This is a genomic window from Sphingobium sp. SA916, from assembly GCF_002894065.1.
Taxonomy (GTDB): Bacteria; Pseudomonadota; Alphaproteobacteria; order Sphingomonadales; family Sphingomonadaceae; genus Sphingobium; species Sphingobium fuliginis.
The window spans coordinates 22,333-41,884 of sequence record NZ_LXYF01000048.1 but is presented as its reverse complement, the minus strand read 5'-3'; the positions used below and the strand labels follow the sequence as shown (position 1 = coordinate 41,884).

Annotated in this window: 19 protein-coding genes; 6 read left to right on the top strand and 13 right to left on the bottom strand. The window is 64.5% G+C overall.

Annotated features, from left to right (window positions below; genetic code table 11):
• Window positions 1-4 precede the first annotated feature (4 nt).
• Window positions 5-814 carry an enoyl-CoA hydratase/isomerase family protein gene (locus tag A8G00_RS15320; RefSeq protein WP_064232575.1) on the bottom strand — a complete coding sequence of 270 codons (810 nt, stop codon included), beginning with the start codon at window positions 812-814 and terminating at the stop codon, window positions 5-7.
• Window positions 815-949: 135 nt separating this feature from the next.
• Between A8G00_RS15320 and A8G00_RS15315 the strand changes: the two genes are divergently transcribed.
• Complete coding sequence (locus A8G00_RS15315) at window positions 950-2,203, top strand: MFS transporter (protein WP_103001087.1); 1,254 nt, start codon at window positions 950-952, stop codon at window positions 2,201-2,203.
• Window positions 2,204-2,353: 150 nt separating this feature from the next.
• Here A8G00_RS15315 and A8G00_RS15310 read toward each other — a convergent pair whose 3' ends face one another.
• The 3 genes from A8G00_RS15310 to A8G00_RS15300 all read right to left on the bottom strand — a co-directional run bounded on the left by A8G00_RS15310 (window position 2,354) and on the right by A8G00_RS15300 (window position 4,960).
• Window positions 2,354-3,259, bottom strand: coding sequence for an acyl-CoA thioesterase II (locus tag A8G00_RS15310; RefSeq protein ID WP_103001072.1), 906 nt, complete (start codon window positions 3,257-3,259; stop codon window positions 2,354-2,356).
• The gene (locus A8G00_RS15305) at window positions 3,256-4,221 is read right to left on the bottom strand and encodes an SDR family NAD(P)-dependent oxidoreductase (protein ID WP_103001086.1); all 966 of its coding nucleotides are present in this window, start codon (window positions 4,219-4,221) and stop codon (window positions 3,256-3,258) included. Before A8G00_RS15305 ends, A8G00_RS15310 begins: the two co-directional genes overlap by 4 nt.
• A gap of 97 nt (window positions 4,222-4,318) precedes the next feature.
• Window positions 4,319-4,960, bottom strand: coding sequence for a TetR/AcrR family transcriptional regulator (locus A8G00_RS15300; RefSeq protein WP_025552035.1), 642 nt, complete (start codon window positions 4,958-4,960; stop codon window positions 4,319-4,321).
• A 98-nt stretch (window positions 4,961-5,058) separates the two neighbouring features.
• On the opposite strand from A8G00_RS15300, the gene A8G00_RS15295 reads away from it, so the two are divergent.
• Window positions 5,059-6,801 carry an amidohydrolase family protein gene (locus A8G00_RS15295; protein WP_103001071.1) on the top strand — a complete coding sequence of 581 codons (1,743 nt, stop codon included), beginning with the start codon at window positions 5,059-5,061 and terminating at the stop codon, window positions 6,799-6,801.
• A 56-nt stretch (window positions 6,802-6,857) separates the two neighbouring features.
• Here the strand turns inward: A8G00_RS15295 and A8G00_RS15290 are convergent, their stop codons facing one another.
• Window positions 6,858-7,499, bottom strand: a complete 642-nt coding sequence (locus A8G00_RS15290) for a TetR/AcrR family transcriptional regulator (protein ID WP_025552037.1) — start codon at window positions 7,497-7,499, stop codon at window positions 6,858-6,860.
• A gap of 84 nt (window positions 7,500-7,583) precedes the next feature.
• Between A8G00_RS15290 and A8G00_RS15285 the strand changes: the two genes are divergently transcribed.
• Both A8G00_RS15285 and A8G00_RS15280 read left to right on the top strand, forming a co-directional pair.
• A complete protein-coding gene (locus tag A8G00_RS15285; RefSeq protein WP_103001070.1) occupies window positions 7,584-8,735 on the top strand; it encodes a Gfo/Idh/MocA family protein in 1,152 nt (383 codons plus the stop codon).
• 135 nt (window positions 8,736-8,870) lie between these two features.
• Window positions 8,871-9,806, top strand: a complete 936-nt coding sequence (locus A8G00_RS15280) for a lysophospholipase (RefSeq protein ID WP_253258013.1) — start codon at window positions 8,871-8,873, stop codon at window positions 9,804-9,806.
• Window positions 9,807-9,859: 53 nt separating this feature from the next.
• On the opposite strand, the gene A8G00_RS15275 is transcribed toward A8G00_RS15280, so the two are convergent.
• The 5 genes from A8G00_RS15275 to A8G00_RS15255 are packed head-to-tail and all read right to left on the bottom strand — an operon-like array spanning window position 9,860 to window position 14,534.
• Window positions 9,860-11,170, bottom strand: coding sequence for a DUF1214 domain-containing protein (locus tag A8G00_RS15275; protein WP_103001068.1), 1,311 nt, complete (start codon window positions 11,168-11,170; stop codon window positions 9,860-9,862).
• 59 nt (window positions 11,171-11,229) lie between these two features.
• Window positions 11,230-11,997 carry an SDR family NAD(P)-dependent oxidoreductase gene (locus A8G00_RS15270; protein WP_103001067.1) on the bottom strand — a complete coding sequence of 256 codons (768 nt, stop codon included), beginning with the start codon at window positions 11,995-11,997 and terminating at the stop codon, window positions 11,230-11,232.
• A gap of 28 nt (window positions 11,998-12,025) precedes the next feature.
• Window positions 12,026-12,580 carry a nuclear transport factor 2 family protein gene (locus tag A8G00_RS15265; protein ID WP_103001066.1) on the bottom strand — a complete coding sequence of 185 codons (555 nt, stop codon included), beginning with the start codon at window positions 12,578-12,580 and terminating at the stop codon, window positions 12,026-12,028.
• The gene (locus tag A8G00_RS15260; protein ID WP_253258012.1) at window positions 12,577-13,710 is read right to left on the bottom strand and encodes an NADH:flavin oxidoreductase; all 1,134 of its coding nucleotides are present in this window, start codon (window positions 13,708-13,710) and stop codon (window positions 12,577-12,579) included. Before A8G00_RS15260 ends, A8G00_RS15265 begins: the two co-directional genes overlap by 4 nt.
• Window positions 13,707-14,534, bottom strand: coding sequence for an enoyl-CoA hydratase/isomerase family protein (locus A8G00_RS15255; protein ID WP_253258011.1), 828 nt, complete (start codon window positions 14,532-14,534; stop codon window positions 13,707-13,709). Before A8G00_RS15255 ends, A8G00_RS15260 begins: the two co-directional genes overlap by 4 nt.
• 159 nt (window positions 14,535-14,693) lie before the next feature.
• Here A8G00_RS15255 and A8G00_RS15250 point away from each other — a divergent pair, with 159 nt between their 5' ends.
• On the top strand, window positions 14,694-15,923 hold the full coding sequence (locus tag A8G00_RS15250) for a CaiB/BaiF CoA-transferase family protein (RefSeq protein ID WP_103001063.1): 1,230 nt from the start codon (window positions 14,694-14,696) through the stop codon (window positions 15,921-15,923).
• A gap of 80 nt (window positions 15,924-16,003) precedes the next feature.
• On the opposite strand, the gene A8G00_RS15245 is transcribed toward A8G00_RS15250, so the two are convergent.
• Window positions 16,004-17,170 (bottom strand): sulfotransferase, encoded by a 1,167-nt coding sequence (locus A8G00_RS15245; protein ID WP_103001085.1) that lies wholly within the window; start codon window positions 17,168-17,170, stop codon window positions 16,004-16,006.
• Window positions 17,170-18,183: an alcohol dehydrogenase catalytic domain-containing protein gene (locus A8G00_RS15240; RefSeq protein ID WP_064232577.1), complete on the bottom strand. Its 1,014-nt coding sequence runs from the start codon at window positions 18,181-18,183 to the stop codon at window positions 17,170-17,172. Before A8G00_RS15240 ends, A8G00_RS15245 begins: the two co-directional genes overlap by 1 nt.
• A 214-nt stretch (window positions 18,184-18,397) precedes the next feature.
• On the opposite strand from A8G00_RS15240, the gene A8G00_RS15235 reads away from it, so the two are divergent.
• Window positions 18,398-18,718, top strand: a complete 321-nt coding sequence (locus A8G00_RS15235; protein WP_061936771.1) for a 2Fe-2S iron-sulfur cluster-binding protein — start codon at window positions 18,398-18,400, stop codon at window positions 18,716-18,718.
• A gap of 28 nt (window positions 18,719-18,746) precedes the next feature.
• On the opposite strand, the gene A8G00_RS15230 is transcribed toward A8G00_RS15235, so the two are convergent.
• Window positions 18,747-19,544, bottom strand: coding sequence for a sugar phosphate isomerase/epimerase family protein (locus tag A8G00_RS15230; RefSeq protein WP_101756434.1), 798 nt, complete (start codon window positions 19,542-19,544; stop codon window positions 18,747-18,749).
• Window positions 19,545-19,552: the final 8 nt, after the last annotated feature.

Sequence of the window (19,552 nt, the reverse complement as noted above, 5' to 3'; positions counted from 1 at the left end):
TGGCCTATCGTCCCGAAAAATGCGGCGGCCGCTTTTCCATGAAAGCGGCGGTCGCCTCGCTATAATCCTCCGTCATCGTGCCCAGTATCTGCGCCCGGTTTTCCGCCTGGATCGCGGCTTCATAGCTGTTGGCATCCAGATTGGCCCACATCAGCGCCTTGGTATGGGCGACCGAATAGGGGCTGTTCGCCAGAACGGAGCGCGCATAGGCGATGGCGTCGTCGATCAACGACCGCGGATCGGACAGCGATCGCACAAGGCCGATGCGCTCGGCTTCCTCCGCCTCGATCGCGCGGCCGGTCAGCAATATGTCGAAGGCTCGCGCCGCGCCGATCATGCGCGGCAGCAGATAGGAGATGCCGCTTTCGCCGCCGGTCAATCCGATCCGCACCGCCGCCACGAGAAATTTCGCTGCGGGGGTCGCGATCCGTACATCGGCGCTGAGCGCGATCGCCATGCCCGCACCCACAGCCGGGCCATTGACTGCCGCGATCACCAGTTTCGGCATGGACCGGATGCGTCCGCCCATGCCGGCGAACTGTTGTTGCCAGTGAAGTTTCTCGATGACGCCGCTGCTGCCCGTCTGGTTACGCTGGTTGGACGCCGCGAGATCCTGCCCTGAACAGAAGCCTCGCCCGGCGCCGGTGATGATGACGGCCCGGCAGGCGGCGTCGGCCGCCAGTTCGTCCATCAGCCCGTTGAAGCGGGCGACCGTCTCCCGAAGCAGGGCGTTCATGCGCGCGGGCCGATTGAGCGTTACGAGCGCGATTCCCTGGCCGTCCGTCAGCCGTTCGACGACAATATCCTCGGCCATCATCCTCTCCCCAACATGGCCATGACGGTGCCGCCGCCGTCGACCCGCTGGCAAGCCATGGCCATGGTCTCTACACATATGCGTAGAAATGGGATGCGGCTGTTCCCATCGCCCGCTTTCGCGCAGGAATGGGGCATGAGCCCGCACCCGCCCCCTGACGCCGCCGGTACATCCCAATTGCATCTGATCGCGCAGGAATGGAGGCGCGCCTGGCGTCCCGGCGTTGCGGCGCTGTTCGCAGGATCGCTGGGCTATTCCCTCTATTCTGCGGTTTCCAGCCTGTTCGTGGAACCCTTGCAGCAGCAGTTCGGCTGGTCGCGCGGGGACATCGCCTTCGTCCACAGCTTCGGCCTGATCATCGCTTTCATCGCGCCGGTCATCGGCCGGATGACGGATCGTCACGGCGTCAGACCGATATTGTCGGCGGGCCTGCTGCTGACCGCCATCGGTTATGGGCTGCTCGCTTCCATGGGCGGATCGCTCGGCTATTTCTACGCGGTGCATTTCGGCTTTGCGCTCGTCGGCATGGCGACGACCGGCATCACCGTCACGCGCATCCTGAGCGGCGCGTTCGAGCGGACGCGGGGGACCGCGCTCGCCATAGGCCGGTCGGGGCTGGCGGTCGCGGGTGCGTTGATGCCGATGGCGCTATATCCGTTGATCCTGCGCTTCGGATCGTCGGGCGGCTATCTGCTGCTTGCCGCCTTCATCCTGTTGATCGCGCTGCCTCTCATCTGGTTCTGGGTGCCCCCACGCACTGCGGAGCTGCGGTCCGGACGCACCGCGCTGCCCCGTGCTGACAGCGCGCTGTCGCTGCTGGCCAATGGCAAGGTCCGCATCCTCATCGCGGCGTCCGTTCTCAACTATGTGCCGGTGGTGGCGTTGCTCTCCCAGATGAAGCCGCTTGGCGTGGAAAAGGGGCTCGATGCCGTCGCCGCCGTGGGCGCGGTATCGATGATGGGCGCGGCTGCCGCCATGGGCGCATTGCTCAGCGGTGTCCTGGTCGATCGCTTCTGGGCGCCCGCAATTGCCTTCATCCTGAATTTCGCGCCTGCGGTCGGTTGCCTGCTGCTGCTCCAGCACGATGTACCGCCCGCGCTTTTCTATGGCGCGGTGCTGATGATCGGCCTTGGCCAGGGGGCGGAGATCGATATCGTCGCCTTCATGATCGCGCGCTATTTCGGGCTGCGCAGCTATGCCACCATCTACAGCCTGTCGACGCTGGGCATCGCGCTTGGCGTCGCGGTAGGCGCCAGCCTGATCGGCATGGCCTATGATCGTTTCGGCAGTTACGACATTGCCCTGCTGGCTTGTTCAAGCAGCTTCTTTCTCGCCGCCTTGTTCTACCTGATGATGGGGCGTTATCCGGAGGGCGGCCAACCGGACTAGAGCCATCGACATTCAGAAGATGACGAGCCGAAAATGGTGGTTTTCCGTGACCCGGCGCGCAGCGTACTCAAAGTACGTGAGCACCGGAAGCACGGAAAAGCGTCATTCGCAGGCCGTCAGGGCTGAATGTCGATTGGCTCTAAGCTCGCCTCAAGTCCGGAGGCGGCGCATCAGGCATTCCTGGGCGGTCGACGCGATCAGACGGCCATCGCGGTCGAAAATCCGCCCCGTCGTGAGGCCCAGGCCATCACCTGCCGACGGGCTGGACGTATGATGCAGCATCCATGCCTCGCAGCGGGCAGGGCGGTGGAACCACATCGCATGATCCATGCTGGTGATCAGGAATTCGCCGCTGTTGGTGGGCAGGAAATGCGGGATCGCCGCGGCGCCGCCCAGCCAGTAATCGCTGGCGAAGGCGAGCAGACACTGCTGCAACCGGCTGTCCTCCACAGTGGTGGCGCCGGACTGGCGGAACCAGAATGATCGCGCCGCTTCGGTCGGCCGTGCGAGGAAATAGTCTTCCGGCGCGATCGGGCGCATCTCTATCGCCAGGGCGGCGGCGAAGTTGTGCGTCACCGCCTGTTCCAACTCCGCCGCCCGTTCGCGCACGAAATGCTGGATCGGCGCGACCCGCTCGGGCGGCGGCACGACAGGCATCGCTGCGTTCTGATGGACGAATCCCTCCTCTGGCGCATGGAATTCGGCCATCATCGTGAAGATCGCCCGCCCATCCTGACAGGCGGTGATCTGACGGTTCGCGAAACGACGGCTGTCGCGCAGGCGCGCAACCTGATAGTCGAGCCGCCGATCCGTGCGCCCGGCGGCGAGGAAATAGGCGTGGAAAGAGCTTGCGGGCAGCGCTTCCACCGTCTTCATCCCTGCCAGCAGGGCCTGGGCCAGCAATCGCCCGCCGAACACCGACCCGATGTGATTGTGCGCTCCGGCCGATCCGGTGAACCGGTCCGGTCCCGTTTGCGTGACATCGAGGATGTCGGAAATGGCATCCCGCGTCGGCAGGGGTCTATCGTCATGGAACGGCCCATCCGCCGCGATCATGCATCGAGTCCCAGAGCGCGCCGCACCGACAGGACCGTATCCATCTCGTCCAGACCGCTCAACGGCAGGTCATATTCCGAGCGGTCGTCGATCTCGCTGATATGGGCGGCGATGTCGTCGCAGCTCGGCGCGTCCCGGCCGGGGCTGTACCAGCCCCGCGTCAGGCCGACGAACAGCCGCGAATATTTGCCGCCCAGCACCGAATACATATGCTGGGAGGAGGTGCAGTCCCGGCTGGCCATATAGCAGGCCAGGGCGGCGACGAATTCCGGCTTCATCCCTTCGATGAAATGACGGGTCCGGGCGCCTGCGGCCTTGAGGAAAGCGATGTCCGGGCGCTGCTCGACAGGGGTGCCGCCCAGCCGCCCGCCCTGCGCATTGGGGAAGAGCGTATTGACGACGATCCCTGCGGGAGCCTCCTGCGCGATGACGTTCATCAGGCCGATCAGCGCCGTCTTGGCAGCCCCATAATTGGCGCGATAGGGGTTGCCGAATACGCCCGATTGCGAACTGACCAGCACGATCCGGCCATAGCCCTGCTCCATCATGGCGCGATAGGCGGGCTGGCATATGTTGAACGCGCCCTTCACATGAACGGCCAGCACGGATTCGATGTCCTCCCCGGTCAGTGCGCCGAAAGCTCCGTTCCGCTGATTGCCGGCATTGGAGATGACGATGTCGACCCGGCCGAAGGCGGCCATCGCGGCATCGACGACGGCCTGTCCTCCCGTCTCGGTCGCCACCGTGTCGTAATTGGCGATGGCGCGAGCGCCCAGATTCCTGAGTTCTTTCACGACGGCATCGGCATAGCCGGTCGATCCGCCCTGCCCCGTCGGATCTCCACCCAGGTCATTGGCGACCACAGCCGCACCTCTGCGCGCCAGTTCCCGGCAGAAGGCCGAACCAAGCGCGCCGCCCGCACCCGTCACCACAGCCACTTGCCCGTTGAAATCGATCGCCATCCGCGCCTCCATCAGGCGCTGACCATGGCGGCAGCCCGGCCGACCGCCAAGCCGGGCGATGGAATTTCGGCCATGTGATGAATGGCGGCGCCGTAACTCAAAGCTGTTTGGGTTCGCTCGCCTTGAAAAGCATGCGCGCCAGAACGCTTTCCTCGACGTCCGGGTCCGGTCCGCCCTCGGGAAAGAACCAGTCGCCCAGCAAGACCGATCCGGCCAGCATGCCGAATCCATAGCGGACCATCAGTTCCGGCGGCACGTCGAATTCCAGCCCCGCCTGCTCATATTGCGATCGCATGCGGGCGACGGCACGCGTGAAATAGTCGTCCAGACCATGAATGGCCGCCGCATCCACGTCCCCCCTGGACTTGACCATCGCCAGCAACAGATCGGCATGGTCGCGCAGAAAGGGATACAGCGCCTGGACGAAGCGCATGCTGCGTTCCTCACGGTCGGGCGGCAGCGTGTCGCTATAGTCCAGGAATTCGCGGAAACGGGCATTGAACGGCTCGGTCACCGCTTCGGTGAACAAAGCCTCCTTGCTGCCGAAATTGTTGAAGATCAAAGGCTCCGCCACCTCCGCACGGGCAGCGATATGGCGCGTCGTCGCGCCGGCAAAGCCCCGCTCCGCGAAGACCGCGCGGGCAGCGTCGAGAATGAGCGCCCGAATTTCCGCCGTTGACCGCCGGGCGCGGCGGCGAGGAACGGCAACGTCCTGGGGACGATCGGAAATATCATGCATGCGTCACTAGGCCATTGTCCTGTCTTCATCGATGCTATAAATAGCACATACTATTTATCTACGCGACTCCATTGCGTGGCGATTCTGAAAGGAGAGGCATGAGCAGTCAATTCGACGTGGTGATCCGCGGTGGCACGATCGTGGACGGCACCGGCGCCCAGCCCTATGTCGCGGATGTCGGCGTGAAGGACGGCGTGATCGCTGAAATCGGCAGGATCGAGGCTTCGGCTCCGGAGGAAATCGATGCGCGCGGCCTGACGGTGACGCCCGGCTTCGTCGATGTCCACACCCATTATGACGGCCAGATCACCTGGGAAAACCGCATGGCTCCTTCGTCCAATCACGGCGTCACCACCGTCGTCATGGGCAATTGCGGCGTCGGCTTCGCGCCGGTGCGGGACGGCGATCATCAATTGATGATCAAGCTGATGGAGGGGGTCGAGGATATTCCCGAAGTCGTCATGGCCGAAGGCGTGCCGTTCAACTGGAACAGCTTTCCCGACTATCTCGACGCGCTGGAACAGCGCGTGTCCGACGTCGATTTCGCCGCGCAAATCCCCCACAGCCCCTTGCGCGTCTTCGTCATGGGTGAGCGTGGCGCCAATCTGGAGCCTCCAACGCTGGAGGATCTGGTCGAAATGCGCCGCTGCGTCAGCGAGGCAGTGAAGGCCGGTGCGCTGGGCGTCGCCAGTTCGCGCAATCTGTTCCACCGTTTCCGTTCCGGCGAACTCGCGCCTTCGGTCACGACGGAACTGGACGAGGTATTGGCCCTGGCCGAGGGCCTGAAGGATGCGGGCGCTGGCACGTTCCAGTGCAACCCCAATCTCGACAATGATGCCGAGGTGGAACTGAAGATTTTCCGCACCATCGCCCAGCAGGCGGGCGTTCCCGTGACATTCAGCCTGATCGCCATGCCGACGCGGCCGGACAATTGGGGCCGCTATGTCGAAGGCGTGCGCCAGGCGGCGGCTGATGGCCTGACCATCCGTTGCCAGTTCATGCCGCGTCCGATGGGCGTCATGTACGGGCTGGAGCTCAGCTACCACCCCTTCTCGCTCAACCCCAGCTTCCGCCCGCTGGCCAAGCTGCCGCTGGAGGAAAAGGTGGCGCGGATGCGCGATCCGGAACTGCGCGCGCGCCTGATCGCGGAGGAGCCGGACGATCCGAACCCCGCCTTCGTCGGGCTGATCAAGTCGATCAAAGCGCTGTTCCGCATCAGCGATCCGGCCGATTACAATTTCGCGGCCGAGGACAGCATTCAGGCGGCAGCGGCGCGTCGCGGCGTCGATCCGCGCGAAATGATCTACGATGCGCTGCTGGAGGATGAAGGCCGGGCGATCCTCTGTTCCTATTCGTCCGACGTGCCGGAATATCTCGCCCAAAGCCGCGACCTCATCGGGCAGGACAATATGATCGTCGCGCTGGGCGATGGCGGGGCGCATTACGGCATGATCTGCGACGCGGCCTATACCACCTATCTGCTGACCGGGCGGCTGGGCCGGGACGGTCTGGACCTGCCGACCGCGATCAAGGCGTTGACCAGCCAGCCCGCCAACTCCGTGGGCCTGTGCGATCGTGGCGTGCTGGGCGTGGGTTACAAGGCGGACATCAACATCCTCGACATCCCCAACATGATCCTGCACCGGCCACAGGTGATCGCGGACCTGCCGGCGGGCGGCAAGCGCCTGTCGCAAAAGTCGAAGGGCTATGTCGCGACCCTCGTCAGCGGCGCCGTGACCTACCGCAATGGCGAAGCGACCGACGCGCTTCCGGGCCGTCTGGTGCGCGGCGTTCGTGGCGCTCCGGCAACCGCGCAGGCCAGGCAGCATGAAGTCGCCTGATAGGGCGTGTCCGCGCGGATAAGGGGCGCGCGGGCCTCCTGAAGACCGGCACGGTCCTATCCGTGCCGGTCTTTTTCATGGCGGAACAGCGGCCGCAGCAATGCGACCGCAGAGGCGATCCGTTTTCCCGTCTCCTGTTCGGAGCATTGCAGCAGACCGTCATGGCCGCCGGTCACGAGCGCGCCGAATTGCCGCGCCAGCAAAGCCGGATCATGGCTGGCAAGCCGTCCCTCCCGCGCCAGCCCCTCCAGCCAGACGACGAGCGGCGCGGCCACGTCGCGGCTCTCGAGCAATATCTGCTCCGCCAGTTCGGGAAATCGAGGCGCTTCGAAAATGACCAGGCGAAGGAAGCGGTCGGCGGCAGGGTCGGCGGTCGCTTCGGCAATCGCGACGGCAAAATCGGCCAGCACATCGTCCGGCTCACGCCCCTCTGTCGCGACTGCCGCGAAACGATAGGCCGGGACGCGGCAGGCATAGCTGCATATCGCACGGAACAACGTCGGCTTGTCGGGGTAGCGGGCGTAGAGCGTCGTCTTGCTGATGCGGGCGCGGCGCGCCACCTCCGCCATCGTCACGCCGGCAAAGCCATGCTGTTCGAACAGTGCCGCAGCGACCTCCATGACGGCCTGCTCGCGCGCCTGGGTCTCGTCCGCCGTGGGACGCCCCCGCCGCCGTCGGGCCTGGTGCCCAATCATCATATTCCTGATCCCCTTCCCGCTTGCGCGGGCTGCTTTTTAATTGGACACATAGGTTCAATTAAATCAAGGCGAAGGGGCAAGGCAATGGCGGATACGCTCAAGGTGGGGATCATCAGCGCCAACTGGAGCCTCAAGGTCCACGGCGCGGCCTGGCGGCGGATCGAGGGCGTGGAAGTCGCCGCCATCTGCACCTCTCGCCAGGAAACGGCGGAAAGGGCGGCGCGGGAATATGACATTCCCAAAGCCTATTGGAACCATGAGGAGATGTCGGCCGATCCGGACCTGCACATCATCGATGTCGGCACACGGCCATCCTTCCGTTTTCCCATGGTCATGGCGGCGCTGAAGAACGGCAAGCATGTCTATGACGCGCTGCCCTTCGCGGTCAGCCTGTCCGATGCCGAAGCGATGCGCGACGCGCAGCTGGCCGCTGGCGTCGTCGGCGCGGTGGACGCGCAATTCCGCTGGTCGCCGCATGCGCAGAAGATGAAGCGCATGATCGATGAAGGCTTCATCGGCCGCCCGCTGGGCTTCAATGTTCAGTTGATGCTGCCGCTGATCGTCGCCAACGACAAGCCCTATGCCTATTGCGCCTATTCGGAACATACCGACCCCTATTATTGGCTGGCGGAAAAGAGCAGCGGCGGCAGCGCGTGGCGGAATTTCGCCACCCATTCGCTGCTGTTCCTGACGCACCTGATCGGCCCGGTGGCGGAGGCGACCGGCATGTTGACGACGGGCGTGCCCGAATGGTTCCTGCCCAATGGCGAAGTCCTGCGGCCGGAGACGCACGATCTGGGCAGCGCGGTGCTGCGCATGGAAAATGGCGCAATCGGCAGCCTGCAGGCGGGCTGGTGCGTGCCCGACACCGAAGGCTGGCGGGTGGAGGTGTGGGGCGACAGGGGCCGTTTGCTGCTGGTCGACGACAGCTTCGGCAATTTCCCCTCGGCAATGCTCTATGCCGGCGATGCGCGGTTGCTGACCTATGGCCAGCGCACCTGCGAAGAGGTGACGGTGGACGACCATTATGCCGTCCCCGGCGTCGCGGGCGCCACGGCGGAACCGCGTCCCTTCGCCGCGATGGACTGGATGTTCCGGCATATGGTCGATGCCATTCGCGGCGGCACGGAAGGATCGCCCAGCTTCACCGAAGCGGCCGCCGTACATCGGGTGGTCGAGGCGGTCGAGCGCGCCAATGTCGAGAGGCGCTGGATCGCCATGAAGGAAATGGGCTGAACCGGCGCGATCCAATAAACGAAACGATCCCCCTGCCTGGCCAGGGGATATTTGCAGGGAGAGAAACATATGCTGAGAGTGCATAAGCGCATTGATGTCACTATGGCCGCCCCACAATTGGGAGACAGGGTCGAAATGGCCGTGACCCTGACATTGCCCGATCCGTCCGCGATGCCGGATCGGCCCGTCGCGATCTTCGCCTGTCCGGGCGGCGGATATTCGCGCCATTATTTCATGATGCGCTTCGAGGGTCATGAAGGCTATGACGAGGCGGAATGGCAAGCGCGGCACGGCCTGATCCATGTCGCCATCGACCATGTGGGCGTCGGGGAAAGCAGCATCCCGGACCTCTCCAGCATCGATTTCCAGACGATGGCGGCGACCCATGACGCCTGCGTGCGGCAGGTTGCCGCTTCCCTGCGCGACGGCACGGCGGCGGAGGGTTTTCCCGGCTTGCCGTCGCTCTTCCTGGTGGGCATGGGGCAGTCCATGGGCGGCGGCGTCAGCATATTGACGCAGGGCCGCTTCGCCACCTTCGACGCGATCGCGCCTTTCGGCGTCAGCGCGATCCACACCGCCTTGCCCCAGCGCGACAAGGCCGCTTTCGAACATGGCATGCGCCGCTTCGACAGGGTGGCGAGTGGGGAAGTCACAAGCCATCTGGACCACGACCATGAGGGCGTCGATTATGTCTATCCCTTCCACTGGGAAGATGTGCCCGCCGACATATTGGAGGAGGATATGAAGGGCGGATACCCGATCCGGCAGACTGCTCCGATATTCGGCAGCCTCACTATCCCGCATTGCGCGGTGCGGATGATGCTGCCCGGCGTCTTCGCGGAAGATGCGGCCCGTCTCACGGTGCCGGTGCTGGTCGGGGATGGCGAGCGGGATACCTGCCCCGAACCTTATCGCGAGCCGTCGGCCTATTCCGCTTCCCGCGACGTCTCCCTCTTCATCGTGCCGCGCATGGCGCACATGCACAATTTCGCTTCCACCCGCGCCATATTGTGGCAACGCCTCAACGACTGGTCGCGCATGGTCGCCGCTGCGGAAGACGGCCTGCACTGAAACATGCGATAGGCCCCGGCATCCCCCTGCGCCGGGGATGCCGGAAGAATATCCTACCAGCGCCTGCGCATCTGAAGCCCCAGATTGCGCTTGCGCAGGGCAGCCTCCCGCTCGTCCGGCGTCACTTTGGGCGTGTCGGCGGGCAGGTGGCTGGCGATTTCGGAAAGCGGCACTTTCCTGATCGTCGGCATCGGATAGCTGTCCGCGCCATGCCAGCGCCCCACCAGCATGCCCCGCCTATGACCGCCGCTGTCAAGCCAATTGGCGATGCCCGGGTCTTCCAGCGCGATCACGGCGCGGAACTTGCCGTCGCTGTCCAGCTTCGCTTGCATCGCGTTCAGGCTGCTCTGGCGATAGCCGAACTCTATCTGGTTCCAGAGTTCGTCGTTAAGCTGCACATTCCAATATTTGCAGTTCTCCGGCAATTCGGTCTCGATGATCAGCGCTTCGCCCGGCTGATAGTCATAAATGCACCGGAAATATTTTTGCGGCCATTCGCCGCTGTTTCCCAGATCTTCAAAGCCCGACAATTCCATGACGTTCAGGCCAAGGTCATGGATGACCTTGTTCTGATAGCCGATGCAGATGCGCGAGAAACGCTCGACGAACCCGCCCATGATCGCGTCGAGCCGCGCCGCGATCTGTTCCTGCGTCAGACGGGGTTTCAGCGGCGGTTTGTCCAGCCGTTCGATGGCGAAGCGCGCATCCACGTCGATGCCCCAGTCATAGGCGAACTGGCGGATCATGATGTCGCCCGCCTGAGGATCGAGATAACGCCAGTCGCCGGTCCAGTCCTTTGGCCTTTCCGCGCTGAATATCACCTCGAAATAGCCGTCCTTGTCCAGCGTCAGGCCATCGGCATCATAATTGTTGAAGCCGGGTTTGGGATCTTGCGTGCCGAACATGCCGCGACCGACGGCGAAACCCATCACCTTGTTGGTGCCGCGATAGCCGCTGATCTTGTAGACGCCGTCGCCGCTGACCGGCGCGATGTGGTAAATGGCGTCAGGATTGGGTTGCAGCAGGAAGATGCTGTTTTCGAACGGCATCCAGTCGGGATGTTCGGGCGTCGACTGGAAATACCAGACATAGGATTGCGCGATGTTCATCACCAGTTGGCGATAAAGCTCGGCGCGGATCTGGCCATCCTCGGGAAAGCCGGTCATGGCGTTGAGCGCCCCTGCCGGTTTCAACAGGTCGGCATAGGCGCTCCAGTCCCTGAGCGCGGCGGCAGGCGCGGCGCCGCTGTTCATAGCCGCGCCCGATGCGGATGCCGGCAGCAGGCCGCCGACCGTTGTGCAGAGCGCGGCGCCCAGGAGGCCCCGGCGTGACAGTGCAAAGTCCTTCGCGTCCTCATCCGGCACTCTCCTTCTCCATATCGTCCATTCCCTCAGGCGGCCGGGCGCCGCCCGACGGGCTGATGTCAGCTTCCGTGCTTGCGTCCGCCCGACACTTCGATCCCGCGCCCAGTGATCATCGATGCCTCGTCGCTCGACAGGAAGAGCACCGCATTGGCGATTTCGCGGGGATCGACCGCGCGGCGGATCACCTGATTCTCGCCTGCAATCTCCGCCTGCTCCTCGGCGGTGAACATGGATGCGATCTGCGGCGTCGCGGTCAGCCCCGGAAGCACGCTGTTCACGCGGATATTGTCGTCCGCATAGGCGCAGCTCGCATGATGGCTGAGATGGACGACCCCCGCCTTGGCCGCGGCATAGGAACAGGGCGCGGACGGCGTGTAGAGCCGCGCCGCCATGGACGCGGTATTGACGATGGTGCCGCCGCCATTGGCCTTCATCACCGGGATTTCATATTTCATCGCCAGGAAGGTGCTGGTCAGCGAAATGCTGATCGTCCAGTTCCAATCCTCCAGGCTCATCTCCTCGATGCTGCCGGGGCGCGACATCCCGATATTGTTGAAGGCGTGGGCGATAGGACCATGCGCCTCGTTGGCGGCGGCGATCGCGGCCTTCACCGACGCCTCGTCCGTGGCGTCGGTGGCGACGAACAGGGCGGTGCCGCCCTTGGCCTGGATGGCGTCGCGCACGGCTTCGCCCCTGGCCGGGTCCAGTTCGGCAATCGCCACCTTCGCGCCTTCCTCGGCAAAGGCATGCGCCGTCGCTTCACCGATGCCCGATCCGGCGCCGGTGATGAAAACCGATCGCCCCTCGAAACGCCGCCTGTCGCCCATCCTGAATCTCCTGCCGATTGTTTATCCGTCAATGTGCCGGCCGGTCGGTCAGGCGGCCGATGTCCTGCCCGTCCATGTCCGCCCAGAAACGCGCCCAACTGCCGAAATCCTGGGGAAGATCAGGCGGATTGTCATGCCCGGCCCAACCGGTGAAGGGGGCCGCCGGCCGTTCCTGCCAATCGGCCGAATACCAGTGTTTTTCCCGTCGCCGGACAAAAAGCCACTCGCCATCCCGCCGTTCATATGTGTCGAAATAGGCGATCGCCATGACCACCCATTTGCCCTGGTCCTCATGCTCGGCGCGGCAATAGACCACGCCATGCGCATGATCGGCATCGTCAAATTCGACCCGGTGCCCGCAAATCTGGTGGACGGATCGATAGAAAGTCCTGACCGCGGGCGTGATGATGGATTTGAGCACATCGCGCCCGCTGCCGCGCGCGCCACAATAGACGTCAGGGATGAACAGATCGACCCAGGCGTCCATATCCCGGCTGTCCACCGCGATCGCGTAACGGATTGGAAGCTGCTGGATCGCCGCCAGCGATTCCAGCCGGTCGATCCGCGCCTCCAGTTCGTTCATGCCAGCCGCTCCAGATTGGCGGGGTCGAACGGCAGGAAGGGTTCGTCCCGCTTTGCCTTGCCGAACCAGTCCGGATCGTTGAGGATCGCCCGGCCGACGCCGACCAGATCGAACTCGCCCTTTTCGAACCGTTCGATCAGCAGCGGCAGATTGTTCACCGACTGCTGGCTGTCGTCGATATGCCTGGCCTTGCCCTTGGCCTTGTCCAACGCGACGCCGCCCACGGTCATGGACGCCTTGCCGGTCAGCTTCTTGGCCCAGCCCGCGAGATTGAGCGGCGATCCGTCGAAAATCGGCGTGTCGAAATAGCGCTGGCTGGCATCGAACAGGTCGACCCCCGCATCGGCCAGCGGCCCGAGCAACGCGCCAAGGCCGTCCGGCGTATCCGCCAGCATGGCGCGGTAATCCTGCATCTTGAATTGGGAAAAGCGCAGCACGATCGGCATATCCTCGCCAATCTCCGCCCGGATCGCCTTCACCACCGCCACGCCGAAGGCGGCGCGTTCGCCCCATCGGTCTTCGCGCCGGTTGGTATAGTCCCACAGGAAACTGTCGATCAGATAGCCATGCGCGCCATGGATGGCGATGCCGTCCACGCCCAGCGCCACCGCGTTGCTCGCCGCCTGGCGGTAGGCGGCGATGATGTCGGCAATATCGCTTTCGCTCATCGGCGGCACAGGCGCCAGGCTCTCCACCCGTCCCTCCTCGCGGAAGGAGATGATGCCGTCCGGCGGACCCCATATGCCCGACGGCCGCATCGGATTGCCGGTGCCGGTGCCGGCATATTCGACATTCCACATCGGTCCCTGATGCCAGAGTTGCGGAATGATCCGCCCGCCCGCATCATGCACGGCATCGACCAGCTTGCGCCAGCCGGCCAGCGCCTCGACCCCGTCGATGCGCGGTATGTCCGGATGGTCGGCCGCGGCATAATGCGGCAGCGCAACCCCTTCCGTCAGGATTGCGCCCAGCCCCGTTGCGGCGCGGCGGCCATAATAGCTCGCCACGTCATCGGTCGGCACGCCCAGCGGCGAGCGGTAACGGGTCATTGGCGCCATCACCACCCGGTTCGGCAGGGTCAGGCCACGCAGAGTTAGAGGGCTGAGCAGAGGATCGATCAGGCTCATCATTTCCCCCTGAACAGGGGTTTGCGCTTCTCGATGAAGGCGGCCCGCTTTTCGGCGGTGTCGGCGGTCGACTGACTCATGAAGATGGCGCGGTTCTCCATTTCGATCGCCGCTTCCAGGCTGGGCGCGTCGGCGTTGAACTGGAGCGAGCTTTTGGTGAGGGCGATGCCGATCGGGCTGTTGACCATCACCGCCTCCGCCAGCTTGAGCGCCTCCTCCATCAGCGCATCGTCATCGACGCAGCGCAGGATGAGGCCGATCCGTTCGGCTTCCTCCGCCATCACGGTGCGGCCCGTCAACATCAGCTCGGCGGCGCGTTGCAATCCGACCAAGCGCGGCAGCAGGTAGGAAAAGCCCATTTCATGGCCCGTCCCCGCATTGTGGAAGGCGTTGACGAACTTGGCGGAGCGCGCCGCTATGGTCATGTCGGCGGCGATTGCGATCGGATAGCCTGCGCCCGCCGTCACGCCGTTCACCGCGCAGATCACAGGCTGCGGCAGGGCGCGCATCAGCAGCGGAATCTGGCCCAGCCTGGCCATGACGCGCTGCTGGAACTGCGCCTTGCCCAACCCTTCGGCCACCCAATCGGGCTTGCCCGCGCCGCGAATGTCATGACCCGCGCAGAAGCCGCGCCCCGCGCCCGTCAGCAGGACGACCCGCACGTCATGATCATAGCGCACGGCCTCCAGATGGCCGATCAGTTCGGCATACATGGCATAGGTCAGTGAATTGAGCGCATCGGGCCGGTTCAGCGTCAGTCGGCAGACGCCCTCGACCGGCATGTCGCGCAAGATGTCGCCCATCTGGCTCCCGTCCTTTTCTTTCATTCCGCGTGGCTGTGGACCATAATCGACCAAAAGACGGGGGTCGCGGAACCCCTGACAGCCTTCCGCGCAGAGCATATCATGGTTGTGAACAGGCGTGCCCCGATCTTGTCATCATGCCTGCCGATGGCATGGGAAAAGGGTATTTCAGCAAGGTGATCCATGGCCAGACTGCCCCTTGAAAAGATCCGCGTGCTTGACCTGACCCGCGTGCTGGCGGGGCCGTTCGGATCGCAGGTGCTGGCCGACATGGGCGCCGACGTGATCAAGATCGAACGGCCGGTCGTGGGCGACGACGCCCGCATCTTCGGCGAGCCTTATCTGCGCGATGCGGAAGGCAGGCCGACGCGGGAAAACGCCTTCTACATGTCGGTCAACCGCAACAAGCGGTCGGTCGCGCTCAACATCGCCAGCGCCAGGGGGCAGGAACTGGTCCGCGAACTGGTCAAGTCCTGCGACGTGGTGATGGAAAATTACAAGGTCGGCGATCTCAAGCGCTATGGCCTCGACTATGAAAGCCTGAAGGCCGTCAATCCCCGCATCATCTATTGCTCCGTCACTGGCTATGGGCAGGACGGGCCGCTGGCGACCAAGCCCGGCTATGACGCCGTCTTCCAGGGCGAATGCGGCCTGATGAGCGTGACCGGCGTGCCGGAGGGCAAGCCGGGCGCCGGACCGATGAAGGTCGGCCCCAGCATCATCGACCTGTTCACCGGGCTGAACGTCGCCAATGCCATATTGGCCGCCCTCTATCATCGCGACGCGGCGGGCGGCGAGGGTCAGTATATCGACATCGCCCTGCTCGATTGCGGCGTGTCGGCGCTGTCCCATTATGCGCAAATCTACCTGACGTCAGGCGAAGTGCCGGTCCGGCGCGGCACACAGGGCAATGGCGGCATGCCCACGAGCATGTTCCCGTGCAGCGACGGCGCGATCATGATCACGTCGGGCAATGACAAACAATATATCGCGCTGTGCGACGCGGTCGGCCATCCCGAATTGAAGGACGATCCGCGCTTCTACACCAATGTCGAGCGGGTGAAGAATCGCGACGAGATCACCGAAGTGTTCAACGCGATCTTCCAGACGAACAGCGTCGATTACTGGCTGGAGAAGCTCGTGGCCGCCGGCATCCCCAGCGGGCCGATCAACGATCTGGAGCAGGTGTTCGCCTATCCGCAGGCGTTGCATCGGGGCCTGCGCGTGCGCGCTCCGCATCCGCTGAAGCCCGATCTGGACGTGATCCGCAGCCCGCTGAACTTCTCGGAAACGCCGATCACCGACTATCGCGCCCCGCCGATGCTGGGGGAACATACGCGCGACGTGCTGGCGCAGGAACTGGGGCTGGACGCGGCGGCGCTTGACGGGCTGGCCGAAGACGGGATCATCTGAAAGAGATTGCGCGGGGGCCCATTTTTGAACGAGCCCCCCGCCCAGATCCCTCAGATGCAAATCCCTCAGATGCAAATCCGTCAGATATAGCCGCGCCGGGCGCGATAGGCGGCGAAGCGTTCCTCCAGCCCTTCCCGCGTCAGTCCGAAATCCTCTGGCCTGTGCTTGGGCCCCTTGCTCGGCTTGTGAGGATGCGCGTCCAGCCAGGCCTGCATCGCGCCCTCCGTCTCGGCCGTCAGCGTCAGGCCTAGCTGGTCGTAGATGGAGCGGATCGACGCCATCTGATCGCGGGTGAAGTCGCGGAACTCGACGTCGATGAACGTCGCGTCGCTCTTTTCGCGCACCGACTCGGCGCGTTCCAATGCCTGCGCCCACATCTCCGCCTCGCGCCGCCCGACATCGGCGCGATCCGCCTTGTCGCCGCAAAAGGCCCGGCGCGCCGAGAAGATGAGATTGCTGACCGATGGCGTCGAATCCACCGGGTCGCGATGGGTCTGGATGATCTTCGCATCGGGAAAGACGTTCAGCACCTCCTGCAAGGAAAAGAGGTCCGTCGGGTTCTTGAGCAGCCAGCGGCGATCGTCCCCCGCGCCGATCAGGCGCAGCACATCGGCCAGCCAGCGATAGCTGTCGGTGTCGTCGCGCCCGCGATACCAGCGATCATAGCGGGGCGCGTCCCACATGGACGGCCACATGTTGCTGGCAAAGCTGGCGCCCAGGATGAACAGGGATTCCTCGATCCCCTCCGCCGTCATCATATGGTCGTCGGCGGATTCCGGCGACGCCGCCAGATAGGCGTCCAGCGACGCCTTCTCCGTCCGATATTCGGCAATACCGTCCCACGTCTCCCGCGGCGGGCGCGGCATGGGATAGACGGTCAGCCAATGTTCCGGCCCCTGGAACTGAGGGTCCAGCGACATCAGCAGGTGCAGCGCCGTCGTTCCCGAACGGACGAGACCGGCGATGATGATCGGCTCCCGGATCGGCTGCTCCAGCACCTCCGGCCGTTCCTTCAACCCCTTGACCGCCAGGGCGCGGGTATCGAGCGACTGGCCGATGCGCCATGCGGTCGCCTGCACGCACGCGGGATCGAGGTCGAGTGCGCGGATGTCGGACAGCAGCAGGCCCAGCCCCTCGCGAAAGCCGGCGTCGCCAAAATCGTCAAGGCCCGTGCGCGCCGTCGAGGCAGCCAGCAGGGCGTCGAGGGTCAATATCCGCTGGTCCTGGACAATGGTTTCCGTGCTCATCAGGCTGCGCTCCACGGATCGACATGAATCTTGGTTTCGTTGGCCCCGGCGCGCAGTTGCTCGAACAGGTCGGGGAAGGCGTCCAGGCCGACCGTCCGCGACACCATCAGGCGCGGCTCGACATGCCCGGCGTCCAGCGCATTGGCGCTATGTTCGAATTCCCTGAGATCATAGGCGAACGAGAATTTGATCGTGACCTGCTTCCATGTGGCGAGCGAAGGCAGTATCGGGTCGGGCGAGGTGCAGAAACCCAGCGAGACGACCGTTCCGCCGGGCGCGACCAGTTCGACCGCTTTCTGCGTCATGCCGACCGCGCCGACGCATTCCAGCACGATGTCGGGCATGCCGCCCAGCGCGGCCGAAACGCGTTCCGCTTCGCCTTCGCCCAGCGCCTCGAAGCTGTTGGCGCCCATCTGCAGCGCAAGATCGGCGCGACGTGACGAACGGGAAATGGCCACGATCTTCCCCGCCCCCAGCAACCGCGCCCAATAGATGACGGCGAGGCCGATGGACCCAGCGCCCAGCACCGCGACCTTCGCGCCCGGCGGCATCTGCGCGAGCCGTATGCCGCGCAGACCCACGGCGAGAGGCTCGATCAGAGCACCGTCAGCGGGCGTCAGCGTGTCGGGCAGCACGATAGAACTCATCGCCGCGATCCGCATATATTCGCCAAAGCCGCCGACAAGACCCTGCATCTGCGCGCAAGCCATGGGATAACCGGCCAGGCAGGGGGCGCAGCGGCCGCAGCCCGCCACGGGCATGGCGGTGACGAACTGACCGACCTTGAGATTGTCGACGCCTTTGCCCAGCGCGACGACCTCCCCGCAATATTCATGGCCGATCACGCTGTTGACGGGGAAATCATTGCCATGCCCGGAGGTCATGTGGAGGTCCGTGCCGCACACGCCGCAGCGCGTGACCTTGATGACCGCTTCGCCCTCACCGGGCTGGGGATCGTCCACGGTCTCCACGACCAGCGGCGTGCCCGCGCCCTTGAATAACGCTGCCCTCATCTCTCTCCTCCTTCTCCTACCGTGCCATTAAAGCTACTATTCAGTACCTAAAATGACAAGGCGGTGGCACTGGAACGGTCGGCCTGCGGCCGAACCTGCACGTAGCGGCAAGAGGTGTGAAGATCGGCGGCGAGTGATCGCAAACATGATGTCCGGGACGGTCGGCGGCATAAGCGCTTTCCGATCGCGCCAAGCCAGTCCAAAGGGGATCACCATGGTCCATGTCACCTTCATCACCCCTGCCGGGGTCGCGACCACGCTGGACGGCGATGTCGGCCAGTCGGTGATGGACATCGGCAAGCGCGCGGGCGTCGAGAATATCATCGGGGAATGCGGCGGCAGCGCCGCCTGCGCGACCTGCCATGTTCATGTCGATCCCGCGTGGATCGAACGGGTCGGTCCTCCATCCGAAGACGAATGGGACATGCTCGACTTCGCCCATGGCAAGCGGGCGGATTCGCGCCTTTCCTGCCAGATTCGTCTGCGCCCGGCGCTGGATGGCCTCATCGTGCATACGCCGGAACGGCAGGGCTGAGGCGCAACGGCGCGCCCGGCAAGAAACGTCAGCCCAGCGCCCTGAGCGCGGCGATGGCCGCCGCCTCCCCATCGATGTCCCGCAGCTTCGGCATCAGTTCCGCCTCGACAAGGCCGCCCCAGCCGATTGTCCGCAGCGCCGCCATGATCGGCGCAAAGTCGATCACGCCCGCACCGGGTTGAACGCGGCCTGGCATGTCAGCGATCTGCACAGCGGCGAGAATATCCGCCTGCGCCACAATCGCCGCCGCCATGTCCTCGCCGGCGCAATGGCAATGGCAGCTATCGAGGATCAGCCCCACGCCTGCCCACCGGGCGATAGCGCCGATGTCGGCCAGGCGCTCGACCAGGGCCAGGGGCACACGCTCCCGGCTGACCATCTCCACCGCCAGCGCCACGCCCCGCTCCGCCGCCAGCTTCGTGGCGGCAGCGAAATTCTCCGTCGCCCGCGCTAGCTGTTCCGCCAACGGTGCGCCGCAATCCAGCAGGACCGCGTTGATGCAGCCACCGCCCACATGCTCCGCTGCCGTCAGGCTGGACGCCATGGCCGCCTCTATATCGGTGATCGGCGCGCCCCAGAAGAAGGGCGGCTCCATCCCCAGAACATTATGGGTGAAGCTGCCCATCTCCATCCCATGGTCGCGCAACGCCACACCCATGCGCCGCTGAACCTCCGGCGTGCGGGCTTTCAGACCATTGTCGGTGATGCCGGCAAAGCCCAGCCGAGCGGCGCAATTTATCTGAGCGACCGGATCGACCGAGCCGGCCGTTGCGGCCAGCAACGGCGCGTCGGGATCGGCTATGCCAAGATGCGCCGCATACCGCATGAGCTGCG

Coding starts and splice junctions, on each gene's coding strand:
- A8G00_RS15320 (WP_064232575.1), bottom strand. CDS start 814: ATGGCCGAGGATATTGTCGTCGAACGGCTGACGGACGGCCAGGGAATC.
- A8G00_RS15315 (WP_103001087.1), top strand. CDS start 950: ATGAGCCCGCACCCGCCCCCTGACGCCGCCGGTACATCCCAATTGCAT.
- A8G00_RS15310 (WP_103001072.1), bottom strand. CDS start 3,259: ATGATCGCGGCGGATGGGCCGTTCCATGACGATAGACCCCTGCCGACG.
- A8G00_RS15305 (WP_103001086.1), bottom strand. CDS start 4,221: ATGGCGATCGATTTCAACGGGCAAGTGGCTGTGGTGACGGGTGCGGGC.
- A8G00_RS15300 (WP_025552035.1), bottom strand. CDS start 4,960: ATGCATGATATTTCCGATCGTCCCCAGGACGTTGCCGTTCCTCGCCGC.
- A8G00_RS15295 (WP_103001071.1), top strand. CDS start 5,059: ATGAGCAGTCAATTCGACGTGGTGATCCGCGGTGGCACGATCGTGGAC.
- A8G00_RS15290 (WP_025552037.1), bottom strand. CDS start 7,499: ATGATGATTGGGCACCAGGCCCGACGGCGGCGGGGGCGTCCCACGGCG.
- A8G00_RS15285 (WP_103001070.1), top strand. CDS start 7,584: ATGGCGGATACGCTCAAGGTGGGGATCATCAGCGCCAACTGGAGCCTC.
- A8G00_RS15280 (WP_253258013.1), top strand. CDS start 8,871: ATGGCCGTGACCCTGACATTGCCCGATCCGTCCGCGATGCCGGATCGG.
- A8G00_RS15270 (WP_103001067.1), bottom strand. CDS start 11,997: ATGGGCGACAGGCGGCGTTTCGAGGGGCGATCGGTTTTCATCACCGGC.
- A8G00_RS15265 (WP_103001066.1), bottom strand. CDS start 12,580: ATGAACGAACTGGAGGCGCGGATCGACCGGCTGGAATCGCTGGCGGCG.
- A8G00_RS15260 (WP_253258012.1), bottom strand. CDS start 13,710: ATGATGAGCCTGATCGATCCTCTGCTCAGCCCTCTAACTCTGCGTGGC.
- A8G00_RS15255 (WP_253258011.1), bottom strand. CDS start 14,534: ATGAAAGAAAAGGACGGGAGCCAGATGGGCGACATCTTGCGCGACATG.
- A8G00_RS15250 (WP_103001063.1), top strand. CDS start 14,694: ATGGCCAGACTGCCCCTTGAAAAGATCCGCGTGCTTGACCTGACCCGC.
- A8G00_RS15245 (WP_103001085.1), bottom strand. CDS start 17,170: ATGAGCACGGAAACCATTGTCCAGGACCAGCGGATATTGACCCTCGAC.
- A8G00_RS15240 (WP_064232577.1), bottom strand. CDS start 18,183: ATGAGGGCAGCGTTATTCAAGGGCGCGGGCACGCCGCTGGTCGTGGAG.
- A8G00_RS15235 (WP_061936771.1), top strand. CDS start 18,398: ATGGTCCATGTCACCTTCATCACCCCTGCCGGGGTCGCGACCACGCTG.
- A8G00_RS15230 (WP_101756434.1), bottom strand. CDS start 19,544: ATGCGGTATGCGGCGCATCTTGGCATAGCCGATCCCGACGCGCCGTTG.